This is a genomic window from Flavobacterium sp. UBA4854, from assembly GCF_002399805.1.
Taxonomy (GTDB): domain Bacteria; phylum Bacteroidota; class Bacteroidia; order Flavobacteriales; family Flavobacteriaceae; genus Flavobacterium; species Flavobacterium ginsengisoli.
Map to the genome: position 1 here is coordinate 5,893 of NZ_DHEI01000087.1, position 24,369 is coordinate 30,261.

A 24,369-nucleotide genomic window follows, 5' to 3' on the forward strand; every position below is an offset into this window, starting at 1 on the left:
GCTTTTATTGCGATTAAACATATTGGCACAAACGGAGGTGGATTCTTCGGAGCTAACTCAGCTCATCCTTTAGAAAATCCAACTTACTTTACGAATGCTGTTGAACTTTGGGCACAAATGATTGTTCCATTTGCGATGATTTTCGCACTTGGTTTCTTCCTTAAAAAACAAAAATTCGCTTACATTATTTTTGGTGTAATGACGGTTGGATTCCTGCTCTTAGTAATTCCTACAATGTCAAGCGAAATCAGTGGAAATCCTGCTATCGAAAAAATGGGGATTTCTCAATTAAATGGAGCGATGGAAGGAAAAGAAGTTCGTTTTGGGCCAGCTATTTCAGGTTTCTGGAGTATTGCCACAACGGTAATTTCTACAGGTTCTGTAAATAGTATGCACGATAGTTCGATGCCGATTTCTGGAGCTATGCAATTATTAGCCATGATGGTCAATGTCTTTTACGGCGGATGCGGTGTTGGTTACCTTAACTTTTACATTTTCATTATTCTGGCTGTTTTCATTTCTGGATTAATGGTTGGCCGAACTCCTGAGTTTTTCGGGAAGAAAATAGAAGCTCGAGAAGTCAAAATCGCTGCTTTTATCGCTATTCTTCATCCATTATTGATTTTAGCAGGAACAGCGTTAGCTTCTTATTTTGCTGCACATGATACTGCAATGGGGTATTGGTTTAGCGGAAATGCAACAGGCTGGCTGAACAATCCAGGAAATCACGGATTCTCGGAAATGTTATACGAATATACTTCGAGCGCCGCTAACAACGGTTCTGGTTTTGAAGGTTTAGGAGATAATAATCCGTTTTGGAATATTACAACAGGAATTGTTTTATTGTTAAGCCGCTTCATTCCAATCATCGGACCTTTGGCAATTGCAGGTTTATTAGCCAATAAAAAATACATTCCAGAAAGTGCAGGAACTTTAAAAACCGATACAACAATTTTCGGAATCATGATTTTTGCTGTAATCGCTATTGTTGCTGCCTTATCTTTCTTTCCAGCGCTGGCACTTGGACCTTTAGCGGAATATTTTGGAATGTAAAATGTGATTTGTGAAAAGTGAGATGACTCAAAAATCTTACTACTCACATCTCACAAATAACAAACTATACACGTGTTTCAAGGTTTTTAATTAATCCATAAATGAGTTTCCCTATGACATCTAATTTTTCAATTAATTGCTTGCATTCTTGTTCATTGAAAAAATCCAGCTCTTTACTCAATAAAATTAAAGTATCGAGTTCTGATACGGAACCTAGTGAAATATGTAAAAAATGGATAAATTCTTTCGTTCCTTTCCTTGCAGCTCCTTCTGCAATATTAAGTGGTACAGAAACTGAAGCTCTCCGGATTTGCGAAGTAATTCCGAATTTTTCTTCAGCTGGGAATTGCCTTGTAGCTAAATAAATTTCTTTAACGAATTCAAAACTTTTAATCCATGAATTCAATTTTTTATGTGGTTTCATATTTAATAAATAAAATTTTACAAAAGTAGGAAATTTCACATTTTACATCTAACATTTTACAAAAAGAAAAATGACAACTAATAGATCCACATCATTGTTTGAAAGTAAACAGGTAAAAGAAGCCTTAGCGCAGTCTTTTGTCAAGCTGAACCCAAAAATGATGGTCAAAAATCCGGTAATGTTTACCGTAGAAATTGGAACTGCCATTATGTTTGCCGTTTGCGTTTCGATCTTAATGGGCGCAACAGATCAGGGTAGTTTTATTTACAATTTAATTGTTTTCCTAATTTTATTTGTAACGCTTTTGTTTGCCAATTTCGCCGAAGCTATTGCCGAAGCCAGAGGAAAAGCACAAGCCGACAGTTTAAGAAAAACCCGTGAAGAAACTCCTGCAAGACAGATTTTGCCAAATGGAGAAATCAGAAACATTAGTTCTTCTCAATTAAAAAAAGACGATATTTTCATTTGTGAAGCCGGCGATTTAATTGCTGCTGATGGAGAAATTATCGAAGGTCTGGCTACAATCGACGAAAGTGCTATTACGGGAGAAAGTGCTCCTGTAATTCGTGAAGCAGGCGGAGACAAATCGTCTGTTACGGGAGGAACAAAAGTTTTATCAGATAAAATCAAAGTAAAAGTAACTTCAGAACCTGGCGAAAGCTTTTTGGATAAAATGATTGCTTTGGTTGAAGGTGCGAGCCGTCAGAAAACACCAAACGAAATTGCGTTGACTATTTTGTTAGCTGCTTTTACCTTAATCTTCGTGATTGTCTGCGTTACCTTAAAACCTTTTGCTGATTATGCCAACGCTCCTATTACTATTGCTGCTTTTATTGCGCTATTCGTTTGTTTGATTCCAACGACAATTGGCGGATTACTTTCTGCGATTGGAATTGCGGGAATGGACAGAGCTTTGCGCGCCAACGTGATTACAAAATCGGGTAAAGCGGTTGAAACAGCTGGAGATATTGACGTTTTGCTTTTGGATAAAACAGGAACAATTACAATTGGAAACAGAAAAGCAACCAATTTTTATCCAACAAAAGGCATTTCTTTTGAAGATTTCGTTAAATCTGCTGTATTGAGTTCACTTGCCGATGATACTCCAGAGGGAAAAAGTATTCTAGAATTAAGCGAAATGATAGATGTAAAAAATGAAGCAAAAGCCAGCTTTTTACAAACAACTTCTGACATCTCACACACAATCAAATTTACTGCTGAAACCAGAACTTCGGGTGTTGTTTTAAGAGATGGAACCAATATTCGAAAAGGTGCACAGGACGCTGCTAAAAAAATTGCAGAACAAGCTGGAAAGGCTTTTCCTGAAGATACTTTACAACAGGTAATCACAATTTCTTCTAACGGAGGAACGCCTTTAGTTGTGATCAAAAACAACGAAATTCAAGGTGTTATCGAATTGCAGGATATCATTAAAACCGGAATGAAAGAACGTTTTGAGCGCTTACGCAGAATGGGAATCAAAACGGTTATGGTTACGGGTGATAATCCGCTGACAGCTAAGTTTATTGCCGAAAAAGCTGGAGTAGATGATTTTATTGCCGAAGCAAAGCCTGAAGATAAAATGAACTACATCCGAAAAGAACAAGCCGAAGGACGCTTAGTTGCCATGATGGGTGACGGAACAAATGATGCTCCTGCCCTTGCGCAAGCTAATGTTGGTGTTGCCATGAACAGCGGAACTCAAGCTGCAAAAGAAGCCGGAAATATGGTCGATCTTGACAATGATCCAACAAAACTAATCGAGATTGTCGAAATTGGAAAACAGCTTTTAATGACTCGAGGAACTTTGACTACTTTCTCAATTGCGAATGACGTTGCCAAATATTTTGCGATTGTTCCTGCTCTTTTTATTACTGCTATTCCAGCACTGCAAGGTTTAAACATTATGCATTTGCATAGTCCAGAAAGTGCCATTTTATCGGCTGTAATTTTCAATGCGATTATCATTCCGATCTTGATTCCTCTGGCTTTGAGAGGTGTTGAATATCGCCCGATTGGAGCGAGTGCCATTTTAAAACGTAATCTTTTGATTTATGGCTTAGGTGGTTTAATTGTTCCTTTTATCGGAATAAAAATAATCGATTTAGTTGTTGCCTTATTTATGTAAATAGAAGTTACTAAGACGCTAAGCTGCTAAGACTCTAAGTTTTTTTCTTAGCATCTTGGAAACTTAGCAACTCAGAATCTTAAAAATAAAAAAAATGAAATCTATATTTTCACTCATAAAACTTACTGCGGTTACTTTAATCTTATTCGCAGTTATTTATCCTCTTGCGATTTACAGAATCGCACAAATGGCTCCTAATCAAGGAAAAGGAGAAACGCTTTCAGTTAACGGAAAAGTGATTGGTTATCAAAAAATTGGACAGAAGTTCAATAAATCAAATTATTTCTGGGGAAGGCCTTCGGCTGTTGATTATAATGCTGCAGGAAGTGCCGGAAGCAATAAAGCCCCAAGCAATGCTGAATACTTAGCTTTGGTTCAAAAGAGAATTGACACTTTCCTTGTCGTTCATCCGTATTTGAAAAAAGCTGAAATTCCAGCTGATATGGTTACAGCTTCAGGAAGCGGTTTAGATCCGAATATTTCTCCACAAGGGGCTTTGGTTCAAGTAAAACGTGTGGCTAAAGAACGAAATTTAGCTGAAGCGAAAGTAAAAGCTTTGGTAGAATCTAAAATTAATACAGCTGTTGTTGGTCCTGAAACGATTAATGTTTTAGAATTGAATGTGGCGTTGGATGCGCTTCGCTAAACCTCTAAGATGCTAAGATTCTGAGATACTAAGTTTTTCTATGCGCATTCTTGTCATTTCGACGAAGGAGAAATCTTCGCAAGAAGCTCCGCAAAGAATGTCAAATCTGTGGCGATCTAGCAGCGAAGATTTCTCCTTCGTCGAAATGACAAAGATTGGCGATTCACTAGATGGAATTTCTAGTGTGATTTCTCCTTCGTCGAAATGACAAAACGAAACGTTGAATCAAAAACGTAAAAAATTAAATACCTACAAGGTTTTGAAAACCTTTCAGGAAACGAAAACGCCTTTTTACCCCAAATGCCCTAGCCCCGATAGTAGTGGAAATCCTTTTTCTGGTCTCGTTTTTTTAACGAGACCAGAAAAAGATTGAAATGGATAGCGGGAAATAGCTCCTAAAAATCTACTAAATATTAATTTAATTAATGAGGACGATCGTTTCGTTTCTCGCAATGACTTATGAAAAAAATATTACTTACTGCTTTAATCACTTTTGGTTTTAGCAATTTACATGCACAAGAAGAATCTAAAAATCCGTTTACGTTTTCGGGATATGTAGATGTTTATTATAGTTATGATTTCGGGAAACCAGAAAATCATACACGGCCAAACTTTTTTTATAATTATAACCGAAGTAATGAAGTGAATCTAAATTTGGGTTTGGCGAAAGTGAATTATTCGAAAGGAAATGTCCGAGGGAATTTTGCGCTGATGGCGGGAACTTACGCACAATATAATATGTCGGCTGAACAGGATTTATTGAAAAATATTTATGAGGCGAATGTTGGTGTAAAGATTTCACAAAAACATGATTTATGGATTGATGCGGGAATTATGCCTTCGCATATTGGTTTTGAAAGTGCCATTGGAAAAGACTGTGCGAACTTAACTCGAAGCATTCTGGCTGAGAATTCACCTTATTATGAAGCAGGCGTAAAAATTGGCTATACTTCTGATTCTGGTAAATGGTATTTAGCAGCGATGTATCTAAACGGCTGGCAGAGAATTCAGAAAATCGACGGAAATCAAACACCGGCTTTTGGAACACAGGTTACGTTTAAACCTACTGATAAAGTAGTTTTAAATTGGAGTACATATGCAGGAAACGAACAGCCTGATATTGACAAAAAATGGCGTTACTTTAATAATTTCTACGGACAATTTAAAGTAACAGACAAAACAAATCTAACAGCTGGTTTCGATATTGGTTCGCAGCAATCGGCTAAAAATAGTAACAAATATGACACGTGGTTTTCGCCTGTTTTGATTCTGCAATACAAACCGACAGATAAAATTCAGTTGGCTGCGCGAGGTGAATATTACAGCGACGAAAAAGGCGTAATTATCGCCACAGAAACTCCAAACGGATTTAAAACTTACGGATTTTCAGCTAACTTTGATTACTTAATTACTGATAATGTTATGTTTAGAATTGAAGCGAGAAATCTGTCAAGCAAAGATCAAATCTTCACAAATAAAGACAATCTTCCAACGGATACAAATACGTATGTGACAACAACATTAGCTATTAGTTTCTAGAAAAAAGATTTAAAAATTTATTTCACGCAGATTCTACAGATTATAGCAGATTTAATTCGATTTTTAATTAAAATAATCTGCGAATATCTACTTAAATCTTTATAAATCTGCGTGAAACAAAAAAACTTAGTGTCTTAGCGCCTTGGTGGCAAAAACCTAAAACATGGAAAACGAAAATAACGCACAGCACTTTCTGGATCTGATTCAGAAATCAAGAAAAGGGAAATTTAAAATCTACATTGGAATGAGCGCCGGTGTAGGCAAGACTTTCCGTATGCTTCAGGAAGCGCATTCGTTATTGAAAAATGGAATCGATGTAAAAATTGGCTACATCGAAACGCACATGCGAAAGGAAACTCATGAATTATTAGCGGGTTTACCGATTATTCCGCGACGGACTATTTTTTATAAAGGAAAAGAACTCGAAGAACTCGATGTTCAAGCCATCATCAACCTTAGACCAGAAGTGGTTATCGTTGATGAATTGGCGCATACGAATGTTGAGGGAAGCAAAAACGAAAAACGCTGGCAAGATGTCCTGGAGATTTTGGAAGCTGGAATTAATGTGATTTCGGCCGTAAACATTCAGCATATTGAAAGTTTAAACGAAGATGTAAAACGTATTACAAATATTGACGTTCAGGAAAGAATTCCGGATAATGTTCTTCGTTTGGCGGATGAAGTGGTAAATATCGATTTGACTTCAGAAGATTTGATTGCGCGTTTAAAAGAAGGTAAAATTTATACGGAAGATAAAATTCAGACCGCTTTACAGAACTTTTTCAAATCGGAACAAATTCTCCAGTTACGTGAATTGGCTTTGAAAGAAGTAGCAAGTCAGGTCGTACGAAAAGTAGAAAGCGAAGTTCCGAATCTGCATGCTTTGCGTCATGAAAAATTGTTGGCTTGCATTAGCAGTAACGACAAAACGGCTAAAATTGTGATCAGAAAAGCAGCACGTTTGGCAAGTTATTATAACGGGACTTGGTATGTTTTGTATGTCGAAACTCCGCAAGAAAGCAGTACAAGAATTGCACTTGATAAACAAAGGCATTTAATTAATAACTTTAAACTCGCAGTGCAATTGGGTGCTGAAGTTATTAAGTTAGAAAATTCGAATATTGCCAATGCAATTTTGACAACTGTCGAGGAAAAACAAATTACAACTGTCTGCATCGGGAAACCGCATTTGAATTTATTTAAAGTAATTTTGTCTACCACAATTTTCAGGCGTCTGTTAAATAAATTGTCGTTATCAAATGTTGATCTTGTTATACTGTCGTAATTTTTCTAACCATTAAGATATTAAGAAAATAAAGGCTATACTTAATTTTCTCTTTGTAAGTTTCATTAAGTTCAAAGCTTAATTTCCTTAATATCTTAATGGTTCAAATAAAAAAAACTTGTTTTAAATAAACGTCATGAGAATTAAAACCAAATTGAATCTGGGTGTTGGATTGTTATTTTTAATGATCATCATTCTCTCGTTAGTGAGTGCTTACTCTGTGTTTCTGATTAAGCAGGACACTGAGAATATTCTGAAATCCAATTACAATACGCTGGAATATTCGCGAAATATGATTTTTGCTTTGGATGGAATAAAATCAGATTCAAAGAAAACGATTCAGAATTTTGAGGAAAATCTCGAAAAGCAAATCCGAAATATTACAGAACCAGGCGAAAAACAAGCAACCGAAAAGCTGAAAGAAAGTTTCGCTCTTTTGGCTAAAAATGATGCTGATGAAACTGTAAAAGCACAAATTCGTCAGGATATTTTTGCAATCATGAAACTGAATCTCGACGCTATAAAGCAGAAAAGTGACATCGCCAAACAATCAGCGGAAACAGCTAATTTGTCGATTGCGATTGTAGGGACTTTGTGCTTTTTAATTGCCTTTAATTTATTGGTTAATCTTCCGAATAATATTGCGAATCCAATTAAGGAATTAACCTTGAGTATTAAGGAAATTGCCAATAAAAATTATTCAGAACGTGTTCATTTTACGAGTCATAGCGAATTTGGAGATCTTGCCAAATCATTTAATACGATGGCGCAAAAACTCGAAGAATATCACGACAGTAACGTTTATAAACTTCTGTTTGAGAAAAAACGACTGGAAACGCTTATCAATAATATGAACGATCCGATTATTGGTTTAGACAACGAAGGAATTGTTTTGTTTGTGAATGATGAAGCGCTTAAAATTATTGGTTTGAAATCGGAAGATATTATTGGAAAATCTGCTTCTGAATTGGCGGTTTCGAATGATTTAATTCGTTCTTTAATTCTAAAAGAAAAGGAAACGCCGAAAAAACAACCTCTCAAAATTTTTGCTCACGGAAAAGAAAGTTATTTCGAAAAAGAAATTCACAATATCACGATAACACCAACTGGTGAAGAAAAAGAAATCAACATTGGTGATGTAATTATTCTTCGAAATATTACACTTTTTAAAGAATTGGATTTTGCTAAAACCAATTTTATTGCCACAGTTTCACACGAATTAAAAACACCAATTGCCTCTATAAAATTAAGCCTTCAATTGCTTGAAAATGCGAAAACAGGCGATATGAACGATGACCAGAAACAATTGGTTGAAAGTATAAAAGATGACAGTCAGCGCTTGTTGAAAATTACGGGCGAATTGCTCAATTTGTCACAATTAGAAACAGGAAATATTCAGTTGAATATTGGCAAAAGCAATCCGCATGAAATTGTAAAATATGCCGTAGAAGCTGTAAAAGTTCAGGCTGATCAAAAACAAATTCAGTTAATTGTTGATGCCGATGAAAATCTCAAAAACGTAAAAGCAGATGCCGAAAAAACAGGCTGGGTTTTGATTAATTATTTGTCGAATGCTATCAGATATTCATCTGAAAAAAGTACAATTCTCATTAAGTTAAAAGAAGAAAATAATCAGATGGTTTTTCAGGTAATTGATACTGGAAAAGGAATTGATACGAGATATAAAGACAAAGTTTTTGATAAATATTTTCAAATTCCAGGAAGTCAGAAATCTGGAACTGGATTAGGTTTAGCAATTAGCAAAGAATTCATTGAAGCCCAAAACGGAAGCGTTGGAGTAGAAAGTAATTTAGGATTGGGAAGTACTTTTTGGTTTACGCTGAAAGTTTGAAATTGTTATTGATATTTTGATATCGCTATTGCATTGATTAATATTCGCTTAAGGTTCAATTAAGCCCAAAATACTAAGGTCGAACATTCGTTAATATTGCAAAATATAACGACTATAACAATGTTCCACAAAACGATTTTCCTAGTGTCTCTATTCGGATTATTTTCTGCAAATGCACAGCAAAACGATTCGATTACAAAAATTGACAGTACTTCTAATCATTTAAAATTCAATTACAAACAATTAATTATTCCATCGGTTTTAATTGGTTACGGCGTAATTGGTTTGGAAAGTGATCAGCTTTTGAGTTTTAATCATCAAATTAAAGCGGAAGTAACCGAAGATATTGACGAAAAAATCACAATTGATGACTTCTCTCAATATGCACCCGCTGCATCTGTTTATGCTTTAAATGCTTTTGGTGTAAAAGGAAAAAATAATATGCGGGATCGCTCTGTCATATTGGTAACTTCTTACGCCATTATGGCAACAACGGTTTTAGGTTTAAAGTCGATTTCTCATGTAGAAAGACCTGACGGAAGTTCCAACAACTCCTTCCCTTCCGGACATACTGCAACGGCCTTTATGGGCGCCGAATTTCTATATCAAGAATATAAAGACAAATCAATTTGGTATGGAATTGCAGGTTACGCCGTTGCAACAGGAACCGGACTTTTCAGAATTTACAACAATCGCCATTGGTTAACTGATGTTGCTGCTGGAGCTGGAATAGGAATTTTAAGTACCAAAATTGCTTATTGGATTAATCCGTATATCACTAAGAAATTGTTCAAATCATCAGCCGAAAATAAATCGACTTCTATGATAATGCCTTTTTATAACGGGCAGCAATATGGATTAGGATTTGCGAAAGTTTTTTAAGTTTTTTTGCCACTAAGACGCTAAGACACAAAGTTTTTAAAGCCACAGATTGCACAGATTAAAAGTTTTTTTTTACTACTTTGTATAGTTTGTTTGCTACGAATTGCACAAATTTTCACGAATTATGTTGATTATATTTTGAATAACAAATTTGTGAAAATTTGTGCAATTGCTTCGCCTATTCGCTATCGCTCGGGTCGTGGCGAAAAACAATCCTTTTAATCTGTGAATCCCGATAGCTATCGGGAGTGGCAAAAACTCTTTTTACGTATTCGAAGTATTATTCTTGATCTCTCGAACTTCTCTTTTCAATTCCAAAAGCAAATCTTTCATTGCTCCAGTTTCTGTCGTCTCCTGTTTTTTATCCGAACGGCCGATGTTGCATTCGTATTCCCAAATCTCCAAAATATCAGAAGCTTTCACCTCATAATTTGGGTAAAAACTGTTATCAGATTCTAAAACCAAAGCATTCTTTTTATTTTTGTTGAGACGTTTATAGACCATTCCTTCATTTTTAGTGATAAGAATATAGGTTTTTCCGTCCATCACCTCTCCCAGTTTCTCCACATAACGGCCAATAATAATAGAACCATCTTCGTGTGGAGGCATTGAATCGCCTTCAACGGGAAATCCGCGGTGCTTTCCAGGACCTAAAAATGGAAGTGTAATTTGCTGTAAACTTTCAATATATTCTGGATCAGCATATCCGTTTAGATAACCTGCTTTTGCTTTTTGAGATACAATTTCAATAAAATTTTCTCCAAAACTATCTACTTGAATGGGTAAAATAAGTCGATTGCCTTCTAGTTTTATCAAATTTTGCACATCAATTTTACGGATATCGACCGATAATATCAAGTCGATACTCATATGAAAATACAATGCAATCTTCTTTAAAATGTCATACGGTGCTTCCGAAGTTCCGTCTTCGTATTTAACGTATCTTCCTCTTGTAATACTTAGGTTTTCAGCTAATTTTTCTTGTGATATTTTATGCTTAACCCTTAGTGCTCTGATATTGTCTGAAAATAAGGACATAATTAATTTGTTATAATTTGGAACAGCAAATATACAAAAAATTGTTACCACCTGTACTAATTTTGTTTCATACAAAAACAAAAGGAAAAAATGGCACGGGCAATTGTACATATGGATTTGGATACCTTTTTTGTATCCTGCGAACGACTCACCAATTCTGAACTTAACGGAATTCCGCTTATTATTGGCGGAGGCGATCGTGGCGTTGTGGCTTCTTGTTCGTATGAAGCGCGCAAATTTGGTGTACGTTCTGCAATGCCTATTGCAATGGCAATGAAACTTTGCCCACAGGCAAAAATCATGAAAGGAGATATGGAATTGTATTCACGATTATCTCACGATGTCACTGAAATTCTTCAAGAAAAAGCACCTGTTTTAGAAAAAGCAAGTGTCGACGAATTTTATCTCGATATTACAGGAATGGACCGTTTTCATGGAAGTTATAAATGGACAGATGAATTGGCGCAAAAAGTGATTAAAGAAACGGGATTGCCTATTAGTTTTTCGTTATCTATCAATAAAACGGTTTCTAAAATTGCTACCGGAGAAGGCAAACCAGTTGGGAATCTTCAAATTCCTGAACAAGAAGTACAAGACTTTTTAAATCCGCTTTCGATTCAGAAAATACCAATGGTCGGAACGGTGACCTTTCAACTTTTGTCCCGAATTGGCGTTCGTAAAATTCAAACTTTGGCCGAAATGCCTGCTGAGATTTTACAGCAAATGATCGGTAAAAATGGTTTAGATATTTGGAAAAAAGCTAACGGAATCGATCATACGCCCGTTGAACCTTATAGCGAAAGAAAATCTATTTCGACAGAAAACACTTTTTCTCAAGACACCATTGACATTGCAAAACTCAAAAGAGTGCTTTTGGGAATGGTCGAAAAACTGGCTTTCCAATTACGTTCAGAACAATGGCTAACTTCTACGGTTACGGTTAAAATTCGTTACGCCAATTTTGATACCGAAACCAAACAATGCCGCGTTGCTTATACTTCTGCCGATCATATTTTAACTAAAACTGTAATGGAGCTTTTTGAAAAAGTATATCAGCGACGTATGCGTCTCCGCTTGATTGGTGTTCGCTTTAGCGGATTGGTGCGCGGAACGTATCAAATTGATCTTTTTGAAGATACTCAGGAAATGTTGGCGCTTTATGCTGCTATGGATAAAATGAAAAGCCGTTACGGTTTTGATGCCGTTATGCGCTGTGCCGGAGCTCATTTCAAACCTAATACTAAAGACGAAATTTTAAAACGCACTAAATAAATCATGTATCTTAATTGTCATTCTTATCATTCTCTGCGTTATGGCACGATTCCGTTGAAAGATCTTGTTGGTCTAGCGGTTTCTTGCGGCGTAAAAGCAATGGCATTGACTGATATTAATACGGTAACTGGAATTTATGATTTTATAAGAGATTGTAAAAAAAACGAAATTAAGCCTTTGGTTGGAATGGAATTTCGTTGTAATCATCAATTCAAATATATTGGTTTGGCTAAAAACGCAAAAGGTTTAGCTGAAATGAATCGTTTTTTAACGGAACATAATTTCAGCGGAGAAACTCTGCCTTTACGAGCTCCAAAATTTGAATCGGCTTTTGTGATTTATACTTTAGAAAATGCTCCTGAAACACTTTATGAAAATGAATTTATCGGAGTTCGTCCTGAAGAAGTTTCAAGTCTTTTGACTTCAAAACATAAAAATAAAATTGCCAAAATGGTGGTTTTACAGCCCGTGACTTTTAGCAGTAAAAAAGAATATAATCTTCATAAAGTACTTCGCGCTATTGACACGAATATTATTCTGTCAAAACTTACCGAAGCGGATTATTGTAAAACTTCAGATTTTATAAAACCTCTAGAAGCTCTTTTACCTTTCTACGAAAAATATTCTGAAATCATTTCTAACACACAGCACATCATTGACAATTGTAATTTTCAATATGAATTTGGTGTCCCTCAAAACAAAAAATTCTTTACCAAAAGCCGTGAAGAAGATATAAAAATGCTTACTGGTTTAGCTCTCGAAGGTTTTGAAAGCCGTTATGGAAAAGAAAATATAATAGCAAAAGCACGTGTAGAAAAAGAATTAAAAGTTATTGACGAATTAAAGTTTAGCGCTTATTTCTTAATTACTTGGGATATTATTCAATACAGCAATAGTCAAGGATTTATGCACATCGGTCGCGGAAGCGGTGCCAACAGTATTATTGCTTATTGCCTCGGAATTACTGATATCTGTCCAATAGAACTTGATCTATATTTTGAACGTTTTTTAAATCTGAACCGAAAAACGCCACCCGATTTTGATATTGATTGGAGCTGGCAGGAACGTAATGTTATTTTAGAATATATATTCGAAAAATACGGCAAAGATTATGTTGCTTTCTGCGGAACTAATGTCGAATTTAAATACCGTTCTATTTTCAGGGAAGTTGGAAAAGTTTTTGGTCTTCCGAAAGAAGAATTAGATCTATTGGCAAAAAATCCAGAAGAACTTCATCCCACAAATAAGATTGTGAAATTGGTTCAAGAATATGGTTTTATGATGCAGAAATATCCAAACCAGCGCAGTATGCATGCATGCGGAATCATTATTTCTGAAGAACCAATTACCAATTATACACCATTAGAAATGCCTCCAAAAGGATTTCCGATTGTGCTTTTTGATATGCATATTGCCGAAGAAATTGGTTTTGACAAATTCGACATTCTAAGCCAGCGCGGTATCGGACATATTGATGATAGCGTAAAACTAATTGAAAAAAATCGAGGTATAAAAGTTGACATTCGCAATACTTCTATTTCTAAAGATGAAGCTACGTGCAATGTTTATCTAGCGCAAGGAAACACGATTGGCTGTTTTTATATCGAAAGTCCTGCGATGCGTGGATTATTACGCCGATTGAATTGTGATAATTATAAAATTCTTGTTGCCGCTTCGTCTATTATTCGCCCTGGAGTTGCACAATCTGGAATGATGAAAGAGTATATTTTTCGTCATAATAACCCAAATCAGTTTGAGTATTTCCATGAAGTTTTTAGAGAACATCTTGGCGAAACATACGGAATTATGGTGTATCAGGAAGATGTTATTAAAATCGCCCAACATTACGGCGGACTTCCCGCTCCTGATGGAGATATTCTGCGTCGCGCCATGTCAGGAAAAGGGCGATCTTTGGAAGCTTTACAAAAAGTAAAAGACAATTTCTTTGCAAGCTGTGCGCAAAAAGGACATCCAGAAGCTTTGAGTCAGGAAATTTACCGCCAGATTGAATCTTTTGCGGGTTATTCTTTTTGCAAAGCGCACTCGGCTTCTTATGCGGTTGAAAGCTATCAGAGTTTGTATTTGAAAGTCAATTATCCTGTAGAATTTATGACAGCGGTAATCAACAATCAAGGCGGGTTTTACAGAACTGAAGTTTATGTGCACGAAGCGCGAATGTCGGGCGGAACCGTTCATAATCCGTGTGTGAATAAAAGCGAATATAAAACCACTTTGTACGGAACCGATATTTATTTAGGTTTTATGCATTTGCAGAGTTTAGAATCTAAAATTGCTCATTTAATAGAATCAGAAAGAACAAAAAATGGCAATTATCTTTCTTTAGAAAATTTCATCAATCGCATTCCGATTGGAATTGAAGGCGTTAAAATATTGATTTTTATTGGCGCTTTTAACTTTACAGGAAAAACAAAAAATCAACTTTTGATAAGTGCGAGTTTGCTTTTAAACAATTTTAAACCTGAAAATCGCGATTTGATGCTTTTGCAAGAACCAATAAAAGAATTCAAATTACCAGTTTTGGAACGTTCTGTTTTTGAAGATGCTTTTGATGAAATCGAATTATTAAGTTTTCCTATTTCATGTACGGTTTTCGATCTTTTACAAACCAAACATCGCGGCGATATTATGGCCAAAGATTTGGTAAAACATCATAAAAGACAAGTTAGAATGCTGGCCTATTTAATTTCTAGAAAACACGTTCCGACCAAAAAAGGTTCAATGTATTTTGGAACTTGGATCGATCATGAAGGCACTTATTTTGATACGGCGCATTTTCCAGATAGTCTTGCAAAACATCCTTTTCAAGGCGGAGGTTGTTATCTTTTGTTAGGAAATGTTGAGGTTGATTACCATTTTCCTACCATTACGATTCTAAAAATGGCAAAAATGCCTTTTATTCCAGATCCACGCTATATGGATTCGAAAGATCAATACAGAACACAAAGCCAGATAAAAGAAGATGTTAGTTTGACGCATCGTGCGCCTTATCCGCAAGGACATGAAATTAATCTTCCGAGACACCGAATGAAATTTTAAATGAGTACAATGATTTAACACATAGAAAAATAGTTTTTAGCTTGTAGAGACGCCATTTTAACTTTAACCTATGTGTTAAATTTTAAATAACTAAAGAACAACTTACGTTATATAAAGATGAAAAATACGGAATATGCTATAGTCGATATTGAAACCACAGGCGGAAATGCCAGTGGCAGCCGCATTACAGAAATTGCGATCATTATTCATGATGGCAAAAATGTGCTGGATCGTTATGAAACACTTGTAAATCCGGAGCAGGATATTCCTCCTTCTATTTTTGGATTAACGGGAATCAATAACGAAATGGTAGCCAATGCGCCAATCTTTGATGATATTTCAGAGAAGGTATTAGATATGCTGACAGATAGAATTTTCGTTGCACATAACGTCAATTTCGATTATTCGTTTGTTCATCACCAACTGGAACAAGCGGGTTTTAAATGGGCGGCAAATAAGCTTTGTACAGTTCGTGCTGCTCGAAAAATCAAGCCTGGATTGGGGTCTTATAGTTTAGGAAATCTTTGCAATTCTTTAAATATATCTTTAGAAAACAGACATCGCGCTGGTGGAGATGCCGATGCCACAGCTTTATTATTTTCACTTTTATTGGAATGGGATGACGCTGGAGAAATTGATAAAATGATCAAAAAAACAGCAGAAGATCAACGATTGCCTCCAAATCTTCCTGCAGACGATTTTAATAATTTACCTGATAAACCTGGTGTCTACTATTTTTATAATCAGGCTAAAAAAGTAATTTATGTTGGAAAAGCAATTAACTTAAAAAAACGTGTCACTTCACATTTTACAGGAAATAACATTAAACCACAAAGGCAACATTTTTTAAGAGATATTCACGGAATTTCCTTTGAAGTATGTGCAACCGAATTAATGGCACTTCTTTTAGAATGCACCGAAATCAAAAAACTTTGGCCAACTTACAACAGAGCTTTAAAACGTTTTGAAGCCAAATTTGGCATTTATCAATACGAAGCCAGAAATGGCTATAAATATCTGGCAATCGGGAAAATGAGCAAATTTCAGACTTGTATTCATGAATTCAACAACCAACATACTGGTATTCATTTCTTGCGAAGTCTTGCAGAACAATTTGAAATTGATCATCGCTTCTGTAAATATTCAAGACCTGAAGAGGGTGATTTTTTCTATAACAATGAAATAAAAGAATTGCCAGATGTTTCGCTTCACAATGAACAAGTCGATAATGCTATTACTTTTTTATTGAATAACAGACCAAGTTTTGCCATTATAGACAAGGGACGATCTGCAGACGAAAGAAGTTGTATCTGGATAGAAAACGGTCATTTTTATGGAATGGGATATATTTCAAGAGATGTAGCTATCAACGATTCTGATGAAGTTAAAAATTACGTTACACCTTATAAAAGCAATCAATATATTGATCAGTTAATTTTTGCTTACGCCGAAAAATATCCGCGTAAAGTATTCTTTAATAAACAACTTTTCATTTCCTAAACCGAATACCAATAAAATAGAGCTGTAAAACTAAGATCTAAATTATGACACTATTTAGCGACACCGAATTATTTACTACAGGTTTGGGAGGGAAAAAAATATTCGACATTCCAGATTCTGAATTAATTTTGATCGATAACTTCTTCACCAAAGAAGAATCTGATTCTTTTTATGAGAGAATACTTCGCAAGACCAAATGGAGAGAACATGAAATGGAAGTTTACGATAAAACTTATACAGTTCCTAGAATGATTGCATGGTACGAAGACAAAGATAACGAAGGCGCAGATCCAAAAGGTCCAGATTGGACTTATGAATTATTAAAAATTAGAGGGCGTGTGGAAAAAGAAACACAACTTGATTTTAATGCCGTCCTGCTCAATTTATATCGAAATGGAAATGATGGCGTAGGCTGGCATAGCGACCGAGAACATAATACGGGGCCAAATCCTGTTATTGCTTCTGTTACTTTTGGGGAAACAAGAATGTTTAAACTTCGCCATAAATTCAGGAAAGAAATTCCGCCAATTGAGATTCCGCTCCATCATGGATCTTTCTTACTGATGGCTGGAACTACTAATAGCTTTTGGCAACATCAGGTTCCGAAAACAGCTCGCGATGTTTTGCCAAGGATCAATCTTACCTTTAGAAGAACCAATCGAAATCTTTGATTTTTATTGCATTGAATCTTTAAAAAGAAGTATTTTTTCTTCAAAACAACGTAAGATATTCCTTCTTTAAAAAGTTAAAACATGCACTATATGAACCTTTTACTAGGCAAAACCTATCTTTTTTACTATTTTTGCAACCTTTTTTAAAATACAACACCGTAATGGCTTATTCGAACAATGATTTAGCGCGTTTCTTAGACGCACAGAACAAACTTTATCTTACCGCTCTTTCTGAAATCAGTAAAGGGAAAAAAGAAACACACTGGATGTGGTTCATTTTCCCGCAAATAAAAGGCTTAGGAAAAAGCGATACTGCAAATCTTTATGCCATTAATGACTTAAAAGAAGCTACAGATTATTTGGAACATCCTATTTTAGGAAAACATTTAATCGAGATTTCAGAATTATTATTAACTTTTAAAATGAAATCAGCTGATGGGATTTTTGGAGATTTAGATGCTCGAAAATTACGCTCATGCATGACTTTGTTTTCTTTAGTTGAGAATGCAAATCCTATATTTCAGGAAATTTTGGACGCTTTCTTCTCTGGAGAAACTGATCCAATTACTTTGTCTATTATTAATTCAACTATAAAATCTGTTGATGAACCAGTTACAATATAACTAAGTTTACAACGATTATTTACATTCAAAAGACACTAATTATAGTGTCTTTTTTTGTTTACAGATTATTCTATTCGACAAAATGCAATCATAATTTATTTATTTAAAAAGAATTAGCCTTAACTTGCATAATCAACCTCAAATCTAACCACATCATGACCGAAAAAATTAGAGCTTTACAGATTATTCATTTTGGTATTTGCGCAGGAACAATTATTGCTTATTTCATTATTGGAGATCTTTCGTTAGAAAAATTACACTTCCCTATTATTGATTCTGCTTCCATAATTTATCTTGCAATACCAGTTCTAGCCTTTGTTTTGAGCAGTATATTATTTAAGGCTCAATTAAAACAAATTGATCCGAAACTAAAACTCGAAAATAAACTGCCAATTTATCAAACAGCCTCAATTATGCGATGGGCAGTTTTAGAAGGCGCTGCTTTTATCATTTTATTTCTTAACCCCGATTTTATAATATTCGGAATCCTTCTAATTGTATACCTTCTTTTCCTAAGACCAACAGAAGAAAGAATTACGAATGATCTTTCTGATAATTAAGCCATACTCAAAATAAAAAAGCATCTTGAAAAATCAAGATGCTTTTTATTAAGTAGTTTTTTCAACTTAAAAATATTATTCGTTTGGCTTTGTCAAATAGTAAACTGGAATTCCAGTTAGCATAATTAATACTCCCCATCCGCAAGTTGAGAATTTTGTAATTAATAGCGATACGCAAATTGCTGTCGCTACAATGATATATAGCATTGGTAAAAACGGATACCCAAATGCTTTATAAGGCCTTTCTAAATCTGGCATCTTTTTTCTAAGAATAAAAATTCCGTAAATCGTCAAGATATAGAAAATCAATACAATGATAATTACAAAATCTAACAGATCACCATATTTTCCTGTAAGACACAAGGCAGATGCCCAAAAACATTGTGCCCAAAGTGCCCATGCCGGAACACTAGAACTATTTAAAGTAGCAGCTTTTTTGAAAAACAAACCATCTTTTGCCATAGTATAATATACTCTCGCACCCGCCATAATTAATCCGTTGTTACAGGCAAAAGTAGAAATCATAATCATAATTGCGATAATCAACGCTCCGACATTTCCAAAAATATAATCTGAAGCTACAACTGCAACACGATCGAATTTTGCTGTTGCAATCTCATCAAACGGAACTACAGCCAAATACATAAGATTTGTCACAACATACAGAGATGTCACAATAAAAGTCCCAAGAAACAGACTAAGACCTACATTTCGTTTCGGATTTTTAATTTCGCCAGCGATAAAAGTTACACCATTCCAAGCATCACTAGAGAATAATGATCCTACCATTGCTGCTGAAATTCCAGAAATTAAAGCCGTTCCGCTAATTGGAAGCCATGAATTGCTTTCCTTATCAAATATTCTTGTGCTCCATCCATCTGCCCAGTTAGCATCCCAAACAGAAGATTTCGCAGCAAGCGTTAATCCAAAAATGACTAATCCAACAAGAGATAAAATTTTAATTATAGTTAAAACGGTTTGCAGAATTTTTCCGTTTTTAACACCACGGCTATTAATAAAAGTTAGCACAATAATTGTAAAAATCGAAACCAGCTGAGCTGCATTCAGTTTAAAAGCTCCCAATTCGTAAAGAATATTTTCGTCACTTAAGGGCTCATACAAATAAGCAGCAAATTTAGAAAAAGCCACTCCGACAGCTGCAATAGTACCTGTCTGAATAACAGCAAAAAAACTCCAGCCGTACAAAAAGGCTATTAGTTTGTTGTAGGCTTCTTTCAGGTAAACATATTGCCCACCTGCTTTAGGAAACATAGCACTTAATTCGCCGTAACTAACTGCTGCTACAACAGTAATAAATCCAGACAAAAGCCAGATTAATGTAAGCCATCCTGCCGATCCTACTTGTCGGGCAATATCTGCGCTTACGATAAATATCCCGGATCCGATCATAGAGCCAACCACAAGCATGGTTCCGTCTAAGAGGCCGAGTTCTCTTTTAAAATGTTCTTGGTCGTTTTCTTGCATTTTTATTGGTTTAGGTTGGCTAAAGATATACTTTTTTCTGAAATCTTAATCTTCACTGATAATTTTTTAAAAAAGATAAAAAAACCATATAAAAACTTACTCTTTACGGCTTTACGTAATGTTGTAATATTTAATTTACATAAATTTGAGACATACAGAGGTATATTTTTACAAAATATTCAGCTATCACAAACAAAATATAAGCTTTAATCAATTAATAAATTCAGAAATTTAACCAAACGTTTCAATAGTGATTTCAGGTACTTTGATATAGCTGCAAATAAATTATTGAGCGGATTGTAAAATCTAAAGTTAAAATCTGGAAGGCGGAACAACTTAACCCAAATCTAGTACCTAAAGTTTTCGTCGTTAAAGGCAATTATGTCACAAAAGGGAAATAATAAATTATGAAAAATTTAAAAATTTATTTAGGCATTGCCTTTATTTCAGTGCTAACAAGCGCAACTTTTCTTGCTTGCTCAAATGATGAGAACGAGAAACAAACTGCGAAAACTTCCAAAGAAGAGTCCAAAACTAATTCACTAACAAGTAAAGCTGCACAAACTACCTGTGAAATTACAAGTTCATCAATATCAGTTGCAGGAACTTCTGAAGTTTTTGCTGGCTCACAAGTAACATACACTTATACAAATACTACTGGAGTTCCAAGTGATATCCAATGGAGTACAAACGACCCAGTAAACATTCAATTACTTTCAAATACCGGATCAACAATAACGGTTAAATTTGGAAATAATTTTACAGGAGGGCAGATTACCGCTGGAGGAACTGGACCTGGAGCTTTATTTTGCCAGTCAACTGTAAATGTGACAAAATTGGCTTGCTGTACCCCAATTCTTTCTGCGTCATATATTTGTAGAGGAAGCGGCACGGGAAGCGCTGGAGGAAGCCTTGAAATAGCACTTCCTACTGCTAATAATTGCAAAATTACTTGGGAACATATTACTAAAATAGACCTAAGCCTGTCAGACGGAACTAAATTTACGGTTACCAATCCAAGTAGCTTATACAACCAAAGTCAAGGCACATTAACATACCCATATATTTTAACTAACAACAAAATAAATTTACCATTTCGTAATCAACAATGTTCACCAGACATAGCGTGTTCAGCGACATTCTATTTCAATAACGGATGTCCTACTACAACAGCAACTGTAGTTACACTAGGACCACTTGAAACATCTGAATAATTTTTAATTTATAGAATTTGAAAAACTGCAAAATATTTTTGCAGTTTTTTTTTATATAATTGAGCGCTTGAATTCGTAAGCAAAATACTTACTTGAAAAGATAAAAACTTTCCAGAAACTACATTTATCATTTGTTTTGAAGCATTAAAATTTTTACTTAATTTTAAATAAAAACAACATCATGACTTGGGATCCTAAAAAATACAACGAATTTAAAGAAGAACGTTCTAAACCTTTTGATGATCTTACAAGTCATATTATTGACAAACCCAATCTTAAAGTTATTGATTTAGGCTGTGGAACAGGCGAGCTTACCAAAAAATTGTTCCAAAAACTTACCAATCCAACTGTTCTTGGCATTGATAATTCTGCAGAAATGTTGGCAAAAGCACCAACCCATGAAAATCTTAAGTTTGAAGAAAACACAATTCTGGAACAAATTAAAGATGAAACCAAATGGGATTTAGTTTTTTCGAATGCAGCATTGCAATGGATTGATAATCATAATGACCTTTTTCCGAAAATTATTTCGCGGATCAATCCAGGCGGACAACTAGCAGTCCAAATGCCACAGCAAAATGAAAACATTCTTAATAAAATACTTTTTCAATTGGTACAAGAAGAGCCTTTTGCATCGTACCTTAAAAACTGGACACGTCCTTCTCCCGTACTTACTTTAGATGAATATGCTAAAATCCTTTTCGAAAATGGTGGCAAAGATTTGACTCTTTATGAGAAAGTTTACCCTTTAATTTCCAATAAAAAAGATGACTTTTTCGATTTTATTTCAGGGTCAGCATTAACTGTTTATCAAGAAAGATTAAAAGAACAAGAGTTTGCATTATTAACAGCCGAATTTAAGAATAGAATAGACACTTATTTTCCAACTGTTCCATCGATATATGCTTTTAGAAGATTGATTATTTATGCTAAATTCTAACAAAAAAAACGATAAAATCAACAGCAATCTTTAAACAAAATAAAGCATTATTATTATTTTCTGTTCTAAGTCTTCTATGATTCTCCTTTTCTACTCAAAATTGATTGCAAAATCTCTTATTTTAATTTTTTAAATTGTTAAAAATCCCATTAAAATAAGACAAGTTTCTAAAAACAAATAAGTTAAACAAAATAAAGAATAAATAGAAAATATTTTTTCTTCACGATTATTTTTTACAAAAATTATAGGATAATTTTTATTATATTTGAGATAATGATTTCAATAGCATTTATAAAAGCAAAATATTTTAACAAGTGTTTAATTTTTAACAATGGATTAATTTAGCCCATAATTATTTATTCTCGCTAACAAAAACACGCATAAGGCACTTTTTTATTAACCTACTAATTTTAAGATTATGTCTAAATTGCAAGCTTTAAAAAACTTTCGTTTTCCAAATGTTTTCATTCTTATTTTAATAGTTTTTATATCATGTGCCCTACTAATATGCATCAATTTTTTTACTATTAAAATCTTATCTGCCAATAGAGCTTATGTAAACGGTGAATCGCATTATTCAAAAGGACAAAAAGATGCATCAAGACATTTAATTACATATTTATTTACCAAGAGTCCCACTCAATGGAAATTATATCTAGAGGAATTAAAAGTACCTCAAGGAGATGGCATTGCAAGAATTACTCTTTTGAAAGCTGGAGACAATAAAGTTGCTAGAGAAGGTTTTTTAATTGGACGAAATAAAGAAGATGACTTAGACGATATTATTTGGCTATTTGAAAATTTCAAAAATGTAAGCTTTTTATCTAAAGCCATACACGAATGGGGACAAGGAGATAAGTTAATTTTCAATTTGTTTGTCATTGGACAACAGATTAACGCAAAAATCAAGCATAATTTATTAACTCCTGAAGATCAAAAAAAATACTTAAAAGAAATTAGTGCAATAAGCGATCAACTAACTATTAATGAACGTAATTTTTCAAACACATTAGGAGAAGGAACTCGAAAAATAAAAGACTTTTTAATTATTACAAACATCGTTTTCATTTTGATTATCATTTGTAGCGTTTGCATGTATTATTCGATTATGGTCAAAAGATTATTGGTTTCAAAGAAAGAAACTGAGGTGAAAAATGAAAATCTTATTATTGTAAATCGTGAATTAGACCGATTTGTTTACAGTGCTTCGCACGATTTGAGATCACCGATAACTTCACTAAAGGGACTTATTGAAATTACAGCACTGGAGGATGATGTGCGCCAAGTTCGAACTTACCTCCAAATGATGCATCAAAGTCTTGCAAGACAAGATCAGTTTATTAGCGATATTATTGATTACTCTAAAAATAAAAGAAAAGAAGTGATCATGGAACCAGTAAGTTTAAAAGAGCTATGCAATGAAGCTATTCTACAGTTAATGCATATTGAAAATGCAAACAGAATTAAATTTACCCAAGAACTTATGGTCGATCAGATCGAAAGTGATGGTCTCCGCTTAAAAATCATCATCAACAATCTGCTTTCCAATGCTATAAAATATGCAGATTGCAACAAACAAGAAATGTTTATCACAATAAAAACTTATTTTAGTGAAGGTTTAAATAAAATTGAAGTAACAGATAACGGAATAGGTATTCATGACGATCATAAAGCTAACATTTTCGACATGTATTTTGGAACAAATAAAAACAAAGGTTCTGGACTTGGCTTATATATTGTAAAAGAAGCCGTTGAAAATATTAGAGGAGATATTTTTGTTTTCTCAGAAAGCAGTGTTGGAAGTAAATTTATAGTAACAATACCAAATTCATATGCCATATAGATCTCAATTTGTAATCATAGAAGACAATTTGATTGACCAATTTGTCACTAAAAAACTCCTTAAAAAAGGACTCGATATTAATCCTGCCTGTATTGCCAATAATGGAAAAGAAGGAATTGACTGGCTTATAAAGAATCAGACCGCAAACCCGCTGATTATTCTTTTAGACATTCAAATGCCTATTATGAATGGCTTTGAATTTTTGGAAGAATTTGACAAATTACCAGAGGATGTAAAAGCAAGAACCGAAATTTTCGTGCTTTCTTCAACTTTGGATACTGATGAAATTAAAAAAGTTAAAGCAAACAAATATGTGTCTGACTTCTGGAATAAACCCTTTAGATTAGAAATATTGAC

General features: G+C 34.4%; 20 protein-coding genes. 17 read left to right on the forward strand and 3 right to left on the reverse strand.

Annotated features, from left to right (window positions below; translation table 11 throughout):
• Positions 1 to 1,053 (forward strand): potassium-transporting ATPase subunit KdpA (locus tag B3J44_RS12720; RefSeq protein WP_286968749.1); only part of this gene is annotated, 1,053 nt, incomplete at its 5' end.
• Positions 1,054 to 1,117: 64 nt separating this feature from the next.
• Here the strand turns inward: B3J44_RS12720 and B3J44_RS12725 are convergent.
• A complete protein-coding gene (locus B3J44_RS12725; protein WP_286968750.1) occupies positions 1,118 to 1,477 on the reverse strand; it encodes a four helix bundle protein in 360 nt (119 codons plus the stop codon).
• 70 nt (positions 1,478 to 1,547) lie between these two features.
• Here B3J44_RS12725 and kdpB point away from each other — a divergent pair, with 70 nt between their 5' ends.
• The 6 genes from kdpB to B3J44_RS12755 all read left to right on the forward strand — a co-directional run bounded on the left by kdpB (position 1,548) and on the right by B3J44_RS12755 (position 9,809).
• Positions 1,548 to 3,605, forward strand: a complete 2,058-nt coding sequence (gene kdpB, locus B3J44_RS12730) for a potassium-transporting ATPase subunit KdpB (RefSeq protein WP_286968752.1) — start codon at positions 1,548 to 1,550, stop codon at positions 3,603 to 3,605.
• 94 nt (positions 3,606 to 3,699) lie between these two features.
• The gene (locus tag B3J44_RS12735; RefSeq protein WP_286968754.1) at positions 3,700 to 4,251 is read left to right on the forward strand and encodes a K(+)-transporting ATPase subunit C; all 552 of its coding nucleotides are present in this window, start codon (positions 3,700 to 3,702) and stop codon (positions 4,249 to 4,251) included.
• A gap of 459 nt (positions 4,252 to 4,710) precedes the next feature.
• Positions 4,711 to 5,790: a porin gene (locus B3J44_RS12740; RefSeq protein WP_286968756.1), complete on the forward strand. Its 1,080-nt coding sequence runs from the start codon at positions 4,711 to 4,713 to the stop codon at positions 5,788 to 5,790.
• A gap of 163 nt (positions 5,791 to 5,953) precedes the next feature.
• Positions 5,954 to 7,075 carry a sensor protein KdpD gene (locus B3J44_RS12745; protein WP_286968757.1) on the forward strand — a complete coding sequence of 374 codons (1,122 nt, stop codon included), beginning with the start codon at positions 5,954 to 5,956 and terminating at the stop codon, positions 7,073 to 7,075.
• 136 nt (positions 7,076 to 7,211) lie between these two features.
• On the forward strand, positions 7,212 to 8,927 hold the full coding sequence (locus tag B3J44_RS12750; RefSeq protein WP_286968758.1) for a sensor histidine kinase: 1,716 nt from the start codon (positions 7,212 to 7,214) through the stop codon (positions 8,925 to 8,927).
• 120 nt (positions 8,928 to 9,047) lie between these two features.
• Entirely contained in the window at positions 9,048 to 9,809 is a 762-nt protein-coding gene (locus B3J44_RS12755; RefSeq protein WP_286968759.1) for a phosphatase PAP2 family protein, read from the forward strand.
• Between the two features lie 264 nt (positions 9,810 to 10,073).
• Here the strand turns inward: B3J44_RS12755 and B3J44_RS12760 are convergent, their stop codons facing one another.
• A complete protein-coding gene (locus tag B3J44_RS12760) occupies positions 10,074 to 10,847 on the reverse strand; it encodes an XRE family transcriptional regulator (protein ID WP_115889681.1) in 774 nt (257 codons plus the stop codon).
• A 90-nt stretch (positions 10,848 to 10,937) separates the two neighbouring features.
• On the opposite strand from B3J44_RS12760, the gene dinB reads away from it, so the two are divergent.
• The 6 genes from dinB to B3J44_RS12790 all read left to right on the forward strand — a co-directional run bounded on the left by dinB (position 10,938) and on the right by B3J44_RS12790 (position 18,530).
• Positions 10,938 to 12,119: a DNA polymerase IV gene (gene dinB / locus B3J44_RS12765; RefSeq protein WP_286968762.1), complete on the forward strand. Its 1,182-nt coding sequence runs from the start codon at positions 10,938 to 10,940 to the stop codon at positions 12,117 to 12,119.
• Between the two features lie 3 nt (positions 12,120 to 12,122).
• A complete protein-coding gene (locus B3J44_RS12770; protein ID WP_286968763.1) occupies positions 12,123 to 15,176 on the forward strand; it encodes a DNA polymerase III subunit alpha in 3,054 nt (1,017 codons plus the stop codon).
• A 117-nt stretch (positions 15,177 to 15,293) separates the two neighbouring features.
• Positions 15,294 to 16,676 (forward strand): exonuclease domain-containing protein, encoded by a 1,383-nt coding sequence (locus tag B3J44_RS12775; RefSeq protein WP_286968764.1) that lies wholly within the window; start codon positions 15,294 to 15,296, stop codon positions 16,674 to 16,676.
• Between the two features lie 44 nt (positions 16,677 to 16,720).
• The gene (locus tag B3J44_RS12780; RefSeq protein WP_198857507.1) at positions 16,721 to 17,347 is read left to right on the forward strand and encodes an alpha-ketoglutarate-dependent dioxygenase AlkB family protein; all 627 of its coding nucleotides are present in this window, start codon (positions 16,721 to 16,723) and stop codon (positions 17,345 to 17,347) included.
• 161 nt (positions 17,348 to 17,508) lie between these two features.
• Positions 17,509 to 17,970: a DUF1810 domain-containing protein gene (locus B3J44_RS12785; protein WP_198857508.1), complete on the forward strand. Its 462-nt coding sequence runs from the start codon at positions 17,509 to 17,511 to the stop codon at positions 17,968 to 17,970.
• A gap of 155 nt (positions 17,971 to 18,125) precedes the next feature.
• Positions 18,126 to 18,530 (forward strand): MFS transporter, encoded by a 405-nt coding sequence (locus B3J44_RS12790; protein WP_286968768.1) that lies wholly within the window; start codon positions 18,126 to 18,128, stop codon positions 18,528 to 18,530.
• 75 nt (positions 18,531 to 18,605) lie between these two features.
• On the opposite strand, the gene B3J44_RS12795 is transcribed toward B3J44_RS12790, so the two are convergent.
• Positions 18,606 to 20,015 carry an APC family permease gene (locus B3J44_RS12795; RefSeq protein ID WP_286968770.1) on the reverse strand — a complete coding sequence of 470 codons (1,410 nt, stop codon included), beginning with the start codon at positions 20,013 to 20,015 and terminating at the stop codon, positions 18,606 to 18,608.
• Positions 20,016 to 20,422: 407 nt separating this feature from the next.
• Between B3J44_RS12795 and B3J44_RS12800 the strand changes: the two genes are divergently transcribed.
• From B3J44_RS12800 to B3J44_RS12815, 4 genes are all read left to right on the forward strand, one after another.
• Positions 20,423 to 21,229 carry a hypothetical protein gene (locus B3J44_RS12800; RefSeq protein ID WP_286968771.1) on the forward strand — a complete coding sequence of 269 codons (807 nt, stop codon included), beginning with the start codon at positions 20,423 to 20,425 and terminating at the stop codon, positions 21,227 to 21,229.
• A 181-nt stretch (positions 21,230 to 21,410) separates the two neighbouring features.
• A complete protein-coding gene (locus tag B3J44_RS12805; RefSeq protein ID WP_286968772.1) occupies positions 21,411 to 22,169 on the forward strand; it encodes a methyltransferase domain-containing protein in 759 nt (252 codons plus the stop codon).
• Positions 22,170 to 22,587: 418 nt separating this feature from the next.
• The gene (locus B3J44_RS12810; RefSeq protein ID WP_286968774.1) at positions 22,588 to 24,012 is read left to right on the forward strand and encodes a sensor histidine kinase; all 1,425 of its coding nucleotides are present in this window, start codon (positions 22,588 to 22,590) and stop codon (positions 24,010 to 24,012) included.
• Positions 24,002 to 24,369 (forward strand): response regulator (locus B3J44_RS12815; RefSeq protein WP_286968775.1); only part of this gene is annotated, 368 nt, incomplete at its 3' end. The genes B3J44_RS12810 and B3J44_RS12815, both read left to right, overlap by 11 nt.